We start from the raw sequence: 8030 nt of genomic DNA on the forward strand, positions 1-8030 counted from the left end.
TGATTCCTCTGTATCAGGAACTTTACCTACTGGTTACGGAGCCTTTACTTACGAGCGTTACGAACGCCTTCCGATAGCGCCGCACACAGGCTCAACACGCCGTCGATGGCTTGCTGGTCGTTGCTGGCGTTGGCGATGTGATCGATCAGCGCCGAACCCACCACCACTCCGTCGGCCAGACGGGCGATGGCCGCCGCTTGTTCCGGCGTACGGATACCGAAGCCGATGCTGATCGGCAGGTCGGTATGACGACGCAGACGGGTCACGGCTTCCTCGACGTGTTCCAGGGTCGCGGCGCCGGCACCGGTCACGCCGGCCACCGACACGTAGTACACAAAGCCGGAGCTGCCGTTCAGGACTGTCGGCAAGCGCACATCGTCAGTGGTCGGCGTGGTCAGGCGGATAAAGTCGATGCCGGCGGCCTGGGCCGGGTCGCACAGCTCGCCGTTATGCTCTGGTGGCATGTCGACCACGATCAGGCCGTCGACCCCGGCTTCCTTGGCGTCAGCGATGAACTTAGGCACACCGTATTTATGGATCGGGTTGAAGTAGCCCATCAACACCAGTGGCGTGTCGTTGTTGTCCTTGCGGAACTCGCGAACCATCTGCAGGGTTTTCACCAGGTTCTGCTTGGCTTCCAGCGCGCGGATGTTGGCCAGCTGGATTGCCGGGCCGTCGGCCATTGGGTCGGTGAACGGCATGCCCAGTTCGATCACATCGGCGCCGGCGGCCGGCAAACCTTTGAGGATCGCCAGGGAGGTGTCATAGCCAGGATCGCCAGCAGTGACGAAGGTCACCAGGGCGGCGCGATTCTGTTCTTTCAGCTGCGCAAAGCGGGTTTGCAGGCGGCTCATCAGTGTTTCTCCTGCTTAGCGGTTTCCATATGGTGCATCACCGTCTGCATGTCTTTGTCGCCACGGCCCGAGAGGTTGACCACCATCAGGTGATCCTTCGGCAAGGTCGGTGCACGCTTGAACACTTCGGCCAGGGCGTGGGCGCTTTCCAGTGCAGGAATGATCCCTTCCAGGCGGCAGCATTTGTGGAACGCGTCCAGGGCTTCGTCGTCGGTCACCGAGGTGTACTGGACGCGGCCGATGTCATGCAACCAGGCGTGTTCAGGGCCGATGCCGGGGTAGTCCAGGCCTGCGGAAATAGAGTGGGCGTCGATGATCTGGCCGTCGTCGTCCTGCAACAGGAAGGTGCGGTTGCCGTGCAGCACGCCCGGTACGCCGCCGTTGAGGCTGGCGGCGTGCTTGCCGGTCTCGATGCCGTAGCCGGCCGCTTCAACGCCGATGATCTCGACGCTGGTGTCATCCAGGAACGGGTGGAACAGGCCCATGGCGTTGGAACCGCCGCCGATGCACGCCACCAGGCTGTCCGGCAGGCGGCCTTCCTGGGCTTGCAACTGGTCGCGGGTTTCCTTGCCGATTACGGCCTGGAAGTCACGCACCATGGCGGGGTACGGGTGCGGGCCGGCCACGGTGCCGATCAGGTAGAACGTGTCGTCGACGTTGGTCACCCAGTCACGCAGGGCTTCGTTCATCGCATCTTTGAGGGTGCCGGTGCCGGCCACCACCGGGATCACTTCGGCGCCCAACAGCTTCATGCGGAACACGTTGGCTTGCTGGCGCTCGATGTCGGTGGTGCCCATGTAGATCACGCATTGCAGACCAAAGCGAGCAGCCACGGTGGCAGTGGCCACGCCGTGCATGCCGGCGCCGGTCTCGGCGATGATGCGTTTTTTGCCCATGCGCCGTGCCAAAAGGATTTGGCCGATGCAGTTGTTGATCTTATGCGCGCCGGTGTGGTTCAGCTCTTCGCGCTTGAGGTAGATCTTGGCGCCGCCGCAGAACTCGGTCAGCCGCTCGGCGAAATACAGCGGGCTTGGACGGCCGACGTAGTCGCGCTGGAAGTAGGCCAATTCTTCTTTGAATGCCGGATCGTCCTTGGCCGCTTCGTATTCGCGGGCCAGGTCGAGGATCAACGGCATCAGGGTTTCAGCGACGTAACGGCCGCCGAACGCGCCAAACAGGCCGTTGGCGTCTGGGCCGTTGCGTAGATCGGTCTGGGACTGAGTCATGGGAGGCTCCAGGTAAGCATTCGTGTGAAAAGCAATGACGGCCACTCTACCCCTGACGTTCCACGCTGAAAACCGATAAGATCGCCGCAACCTGTCAGGAAAACTCACAAATGAGCCGAGACCTCCCGCCCCTTAACGCGTTGCGTGCCTTTGAAGCGACAGCGCGGCTCAATAGCGTCAGCCAGGCCGCCGAGCAATTGCACGTGACCCATGGCGCCGTCAGCCGTCAGTTGAAGGTGTTGGAAGAGCACTTGGGTATCAGCCTGTTCGTCAAGGATGGGCGTGGCCTTAAACTCACAGATTCCGGCGTGCGTTTGCGTGATGCCAGCGCCGAGGCGTTCGACCGGCTGCGGGATGTGTGCGCCGAGCTGACCCAAAGCAGCGCCGATGCACCGTTCGTGCTGGGTTGCTCGGGTAGCTTGCTGGCACGCTGGTTGATCCCGCGCCTGGGGCGCTTGAACGCCGACCTGCCGGATTTGCGCCTGCACCTCTCGGCGGGTGACGGTGATCTCGACCCCAGGCGGCCGGGTCTGGATGCCTTGCTGGTATTCGCAGAGCCGCCGTGGCCGGCGGATATGCAGGTGTATGAACTGGCCAGCGAGCGCATCGGGCCTGTGATGAGCCCACGGTATGCCGGCTACGAGCACTTGCGCCAGGCTCCCGCCCAGGCCTTGTGTGATGAAGCGTTATTGCACACCACCTCCCGCCCGCAAGCCTGGCCCAGTTGGGCGCAGCAACACGGCATCGCGCCCGGCGCACTGAAGCATGGCCAGGGGTTCGAGCATTTGTATTATTTGCTGGAGGCGGCAGTGGCGGGATTGGGGGTGGCGATTGCACCCGAGCCATTGGTGGCAGAGGACCTGCGAGCAGGCCGCCTAGTGGCGCCGTGGGGGTTCAGTGAAACCCCGGCGCACTTGGCGTTGTGGCTACCCAAGCGCGCCGCAGACGGGCGCGCTGGGCAACTGGCGCAGTGGCTCAAGGCTGAGCTGTTGCGCGAGCCGGTTTAGCCGGTAAACAATCAGTCACCACGTTTGCACAGCAGATAAGCAGCCAGCAGACCCAGTGCACCGACAGCGACGCCGGCTGTGGTCCATGGGTGCTCTTGTGCGTAATCCCGGGTGGCAACACCGGTTTCGCGGATTTTGACTTTGCTTTCTTCGTAGGCATCGCTGATCAGGTGACGGGAGTGCTTGAGGGCATTCTCGGCGTTGCTTTTCAGGGCCTTCAACGTTTTGCGCGACTCATCGGACGCATCGTCCTTGAGGCTCTCCAGAGACTTGAGCAGGCTCGAAATCTCGGCTTCCATGCTTTCCAGCGATGCTTTGCGTAAAGAAGTGTTAGCCATTTGGACTCTCCTGAAGTGATTGAGTGGCGTGTGTAGATACCGACTGCGGCCGTTTCAGAAAGTGCAGTAAATCTGAACTTTCAGGTAGGAACCGTCGCCTGAAGCAGTACGAACATTGACTGCTACGCTCACTAGAGACCTCAGGAGAAACGCCATGTCTGATCATCACACGTACAAGAAAGTCGAACTGGTGGGTTCATCGACGACCAGCATCGAGGACGCCATCAACAACGCAATCGCCGAAGCCAACAAGAGCATCAAGCACTTGGAGTGGTTTGAGGTGGCTGAAACCCGTGGCCACATCAAAGACGGCAAGGTCGCGCACTATCAGGTCACCCTCAAGGTGGGATTCCGAATTGCCAGTAGTTGATCGCATCGGTTGAACTTGCCGACTGGCCGATTGCCATAACCTGCGCTACAACCAATGGGTGCCGATGCCACGAGCGTCGGCACGCTCTTTTTGATCAGCGCAAGGAAAGTAACGGATGAAGAAGTTCCTGTTAGCGGTAGGTTTGTTGAGCATTGCCGGCACAGCCCTGGCGGCGGGCAAGCCTTGTGAAGAGCTGAAAAGCGAGATTGCAGCGAAAATCGACGCCAAGGGCGCTTCGGGTTATTCGCTGGAAGTGGTGGACAAAGGCGCTGCAGCCGATGGCTACACCGTAGTCGGCAGCTGCGAAGCCGGCACCAAGGAAATCGCCTACAAGCGCGGTTAACCTCGTGCTCCGGACATAAAACCGACGTACTTGTGGCGAGGGAGCTTGCTCCCGCTGGAGTGCGCAGCACTCCCGTTTTTTGGGGCCGCTACGCAGCCCAGCGGGAGCAAGCTCCCTCGCCACAAGTGCGTCGGTTTTTTTCGCGTGGGATTTAGCCCTTCATTACTTGCGCGAGCAGCTCGTAGGAATGAATCCGGTCAGCATGTTCGTACAGGTCGCTGGTAAAAATCAGCTCGTCGGCGCCGGTTTGCTCGATCAACACTTCCAGTTTGGCGCGGATTTTCGCTGGGCCGCCGACCATCGCCAGCCCGAGGAAGCTGCCGACCGCCTCTTTTTCATGGGGTAACCACAGGCCATCCATGCTGTCGACCGGGGGGCGCTGGACCAGGCTCTGCCCACGCATCAGCGCGAGAATGCGTTGGTACACGGAGGTCGCCAAGTAGTCCGCCTGTTCATCGGTGTCCGCCGCAACCAACGGAATGCCGAGCATCACGTAGGGCTTGTCCAGCACGGCCGAAGGCTTGAAGTGGTTGCGGTACACGCGGATCGCTTCATGCATCAGGCGCGGTGCGAAATGCGAGGCGAAGGCGTAAGGCAAACCGCGCTCACCGGCGAGCTGCGCACTGAATAGGCTGGAGCCCAGCAGCCACACCGGTACATTGGTACCGGTGCCCGGTACGGCGATCACCCGTTGGTCAGGCGTACGTGGGCCGAGGTAGGCCATCAATTCGGCTACATCGTCCGGAAAGTCATCGGCGCTGCCGGAGCGTTCACGGCGCAGGGCGCGGGCGGTCATCTGGTCGGAGCCGGGCGCGCGGCCCAGGCCCAGGTCGATACGGCCGGGGTAGAGACTTTCCAGGGTACCGAACTGTTCGGCAATCACCAGAGGCGCGTGGTTGGGCAGCATCACACCGCCGGAACCGACGCGAATGGTCGAAGTGCCACCGGCCAGGTAACCCAGCAACACCGAGGTGGCCGAGCTGGCGATGCCGTCCATGTTGTGGTGTTCAGCCACCCAGAAACGGTTGTAGCCGAACTTTTCCACGTGCTGGGCCAGGTCCAGTGAATTGCGCAGCGACTGCGCCGGGCTGCCGTTGGCCCGCACGGGCACCAGGTCGAGGGTCGAGAACTTTACGTCGGACAGCGATTTCATAAGCCTGCTTCTCCAATGGGGGCGCAGGCTTCTTAGACGAACCAAAACCTGCCGCTTCATGTGCATGTTCTATGCAATGAGGGCATATACCCGAGATTCAATAGCGAGCGTAGAAATTTCCTACTAAATCGCTAGGTTTCTCCGACAAGATGAACTTTGCCGGGCCGTCTATCCTCAGAACCCTTACTGAAGCAAAACCACCGTTCGAGGAGACCGCTATGAGTATCGTTAAAAAAGCATCCGCGCATTGGGAAGGTGACCTGAAGACTGGCCTGGGTTCCATTTCCACGGAAACCGGCGTGCTGCGTGAAGCGCCCTACGGCTTCAAGGCCCGTTTCGAGGGCGGCAAGGGCACCAACCCGGAAGAATTGATCGGCGCAGCCCATGCCGGCTGTTTCTCCATGGCGTTTTCCATGATTCTTGGCGATGCCGGGCTCAAGGCTGACAGCATCGACACCCAGGCCGAAGTGACCCTGGACCAGGTTGAAGGTGGTTTTGCGATCACCGCCGTGCATTTGATCCTTAAGGCCAAGATTCCCGGCGCGAGCCAGGCGCAGTTCGATGAACTGAGCAAGAAGGCCAAGGAAGGGTGCCCGGTGTCGAAAGTGCTGAACGCGAAAATCAGCCTGGATGCCACCTTGGTTGGCTAACGCAGCAGGTCCAATGTGGGAGGGGGCTTGCCCCCGATAGCGGTGAAGCAGTCAACATCTCTGTTGCTGATCGACCGCCATCGGGGGCAAGCCCCCTCCCACATTTAGTTCTGCGTTGGATCAGAACTCGTGTTTTGTAAGTGTGGTCCTATTACCATGCAGCCTTAGCCGCACACTCGTGCGCAATGCATTCAGGGAGCTTCAAACATGAAACGTTTTGCCTTGGCAATCATCTGCGGTGTATTGGCCACCTCGGCCGTGGCCGCACCCAAAGACTGCGAAGAGCTCAGGAAAGAGATCGAGGTCAAGATCCAGGCTAACGCGGTTCCGTCCTACACCCTGGAGATCGTCAGCAAGGAAGAAGCCGACAAGCACGACAGCGCCATGGTTGTCGGCAGCTGTGAGAACGGCACCAAGGCCATCGTCTACCAGAAGAACAACGACTGATCAGAGGCAGTTGACGCTGCGTTCTTCCGCGAGCAACTGACGCGCCGAGTCATACAACCGGATATTGGGTGTGAAGGCCAGCGAGCGCCCTTCCAGCACATAGTGCTGGCCGGCCCGGAAGTGATCGTATTCCAGGGTCATGAAGCAGGTGCGGTACATCATCTGGCTCAGCCCACCCAAACCGCCGCCCGCGGGGACTTCAAAGTCGAAGCGCACCATCAGTTCATGATGGCCGGGCGGGAACTGGAAGAAACGCCCGTCATCCAGGTTCTTGCCGTCCAGACGCTGCGCCATCACCAGCTTGGACCCCGGCGTCGGCGTGGTGAAATCGACCCAGGCTTGCTGCGGGTCCACCGGCGGTACGGGCGTAGTGGTGCAGGCATTGAGGAACAGGGCGGCGACGGGAAACAAGAGCTGACGCATGGCAGGCACTCGACGGAATAGAGAGAATTGAGCCCGGCGCCGACGGCAGCAGACTCCCTATGAGTATAAACACGTCATGCGATGGAAAAATTCCGTGCGGGCGCGATAGTCTGGCGAGCAAATTACCCAGGAGCGGTCGGGGCATGGTCAGGCGTTTTCTTCCAGGGTTGATGGTTGTGCTGCTCAGCGGCTGCTCCAGTGTCAGTTATTACGGCCAGTTGGCCAGTGGTCAGTGGCAATTGCTACGCGCCCGGGAGCCGGTGGCGCAGGTGATTGCCGACCCTTCCCGCCCAGCGTTATTGCGCGAGCATCTGGCGCAATCGCAAAAGGCGCGTACGTTCGCCAGTGAACACCTGCACCTGCCCGACAACCAGAGTTACAGGTTGTATGCCGACATCGGCCGGCCCTATGTGGTCTGGAACGTCTTCGCCACGCAGGAGTTTTCCCTATCACCCGAAACCCATTGCTTCCCCATCGCCGGCTGTGTGGCCTATCGCGGTTACTACAACCAGGGCGCGGCGCGTGGCGAAGCCGCGTTGTTGAAGCAGCAGGGCATGGATGTGTCGATCGGTGGCGTCGAGGCCTATTCCACCTTGGGCTGGTTCAACGACCCGATCATGAATTCAATGATGAACTGGGGTGATGAGCGCCTGGCCACGCTGATCTTCCACGAGCTGGCGCACCAGCGTTTCTATGTGAAGGACGACACCGAGTTCAACGAGTCGTTTGCCAATTTTGTCGAGCAGGAGGGTACGCGCCAGTGGCGTGCTGCACGCGGTTTGGCAGCGGATAGCTTATCGACGTCGAAGCAGCGTGATCAATTTATCCAGTTAGTCCTCGATACCCGTCAACGTTTGGAAAAGCTCTACGCCCAACCGTTGGCAGCTGATGCGATGCGTCAGGCCAAGGCGGATCAGTTCGAGCGTTTGCGCGCCGAATATCGGCACATGCGCGATCACCAGTGGGGCGGGGATAAGCGTTATGACGCTTGGATCAACCAGCCCATGAACAATGCGCGGCTGTTGCCGTTTGGGTTGTATGACCAGTGGGTGCCGGCGTTTGCGGCGTTGTTTGCGCGGGAAGGTGGGGATTGGGTGAGGTTTTATGCGGCGGTGGAGAGGCTGGGTGGGTTGCCGGTGGGGCAGCGCAAGGCGGCGTTGAGGCAGTTGGAAGGGGGTGGTCTTTAGGGCCTCATCGGGGGCAAGCCCCCTCCCACATT

11 protein-coding genes are annotated in these 8030 nt (G+C 60.4%); 6 read left to right on the forward strand and 5 right to left on the reverse strand.

Going from position 1 to position 8030, the window contains the following annotated elements; all coding sequences use genetic code 11:
- Positions 1 to 44 precede the first annotated feature (44 nt).
- Together trpA and trpB are read right to left on the reverse strand one after the other, a co-directional pair.
- Positions 45 to 854, reverse strand: a complete 810-nt coding sequence (gene trpA / locus K7431_RS08650) for a tryptophan synthase subunit alpha (protein WP_012721482.1) — start codon at positions 852 to 854, stop codon at positions 45 to 47.
- A complete protein-coding gene (trpB, locus tag K7431_RS08655) occupies positions 854 to 2080 on the reverse strand; it encodes a tryptophan synthase subunit beta (RefSeq protein ID WP_012721483.1) in 1227 nt (408 codons plus the stop codon). Before trpB ends, trpA begins: the two co-directional genes overlap by 1 nt.
- Before the next feature lie 110 nt (positions 2081 to 2190).
- Between trpB and K7431_RS08660 the strand changes: the two genes are divergently transcribed.
- A complete protein-coding gene (locus K7431_RS08660) occupies positions 2191 to 3087 on the forward strand; it encodes a LysR family transcriptional regulator (protein ID WP_012721484.1) in 897 nt (298 codons plus the stop codon).
- A gap of 11 nt (positions 3088 to 3098) precedes the next feature.
- On the opposite strand, the gene K7431_RS08665 is transcribed toward K7431_RS08660, so the two are convergent.
- Positions 3099 to 3425 (reverse strand): DUF883 family protein, encoded by a 327-nt coding sequence (locus tag K7431_RS08665; protein WP_003170746.1) that lies wholly within the window; start codon positions 3423 to 3425, stop codon positions 3099 to 3101.
- 154 nt (positions 3426 to 3579) lie between these two features.
- On the opposite strand from K7431_RS08665, the gene K7431_RS08670 reads away from it, so the two are divergent.
- Positions 3580 to 3795, forward strand: a complete 216-nt coding sequence (locus tag K7431_RS08670; protein ID WP_012721485.1) for a dodecin — start codon at positions 3580 to 3582, stop codon at positions 3793 to 3795.
- A gap of 115 nt (positions 3796 to 3910) precedes the next feature.
- Positions 3911 to 4138: a DUF1161 domain-containing protein gene (locus K7431_RS08675; protein WP_012721486.1), complete on the forward strand. Its 228-nt coding sequence runs from the start codon at positions 3911 to 3913 to the stop codon at positions 4136 to 4138.
- A gap of 151 nt (positions 4139 to 4289) precedes the next feature.
- Here K7431_RS08675 and K7431_RS08680 read toward each other — a convergent pair whose 3' ends face one another.
- Entirely contained in the window at positions 4290 to 5291 is a 1002-nt protein-coding gene (locus tag K7431_RS08680; protein WP_012721487.1) for an LLM class flavin-dependent oxidoreductase, read from the reverse strand.
- A 218-nt stretch (positions 5292 to 5509) separates the two neighbouring features.
- Between K7431_RS08680 and K7431_RS08685 the strand changes: the two genes are divergently transcribed.
- Complete coding sequence (locus K7431_RS08685) at positions 5510 to 5941, forward strand: OsmC family protein (protein WP_012721488.1); 432 nt, start codon at positions 5510 to 5512, stop codon at positions 5939 to 5941.
- 207 nt (positions 5942 to 6148) lie between these two features.
- The gene (locus K7431_RS08690) at positions 6149 to 6388 is read left to right on the forward strand and encodes a DUF1161 domain-containing protein (protein WP_010207769.1); all 240 of its coding nucleotides are present in this window, start codon (positions 6149 to 6151) and stop codon (positions 6386 to 6388) included.
- Here the strand turns inward: K7431_RS08690 and K7431_RS08695 are convergent, their stop codons facing one another.
- A complete protein-coding gene (locus K7431_RS08695; RefSeq protein ID WP_012721489.1) occupies positions 6389 to 6811 on the reverse strand; it encodes a PA0061/PA0062 family lipoprotein in 423 nt (140 codons plus the stop codon).
- A gap of 143 nt (positions 6812 to 6954) precedes the next feature.
- On the opposite strand from K7431_RS08695, the gene K7431_RS08700 reads away from it, so the two are divergent.
- Positions 6955 to 7998 (forward strand): aminopeptidase, encoded by a 1044-nt coding sequence (locus K7431_RS08700; protein ID WP_012721490.1) that lies wholly within the window; start codon positions 6955 to 6957, stop codon positions 7996 to 7998.
- Positions 7999 to 8030: the final 32 nt, after the last annotated feature.

The organism is Pseudomonas fluorescens group sp., assembly GCF_020093335.1.
GTDB classification, from domain to species: domain Bacteria; phylum Pseudomonadota; class Gammaproteobacteria; order Pseudomonadales; family Pseudomonadaceae; genus Aquipseudomonas; species Aquipseudomonas petroselini.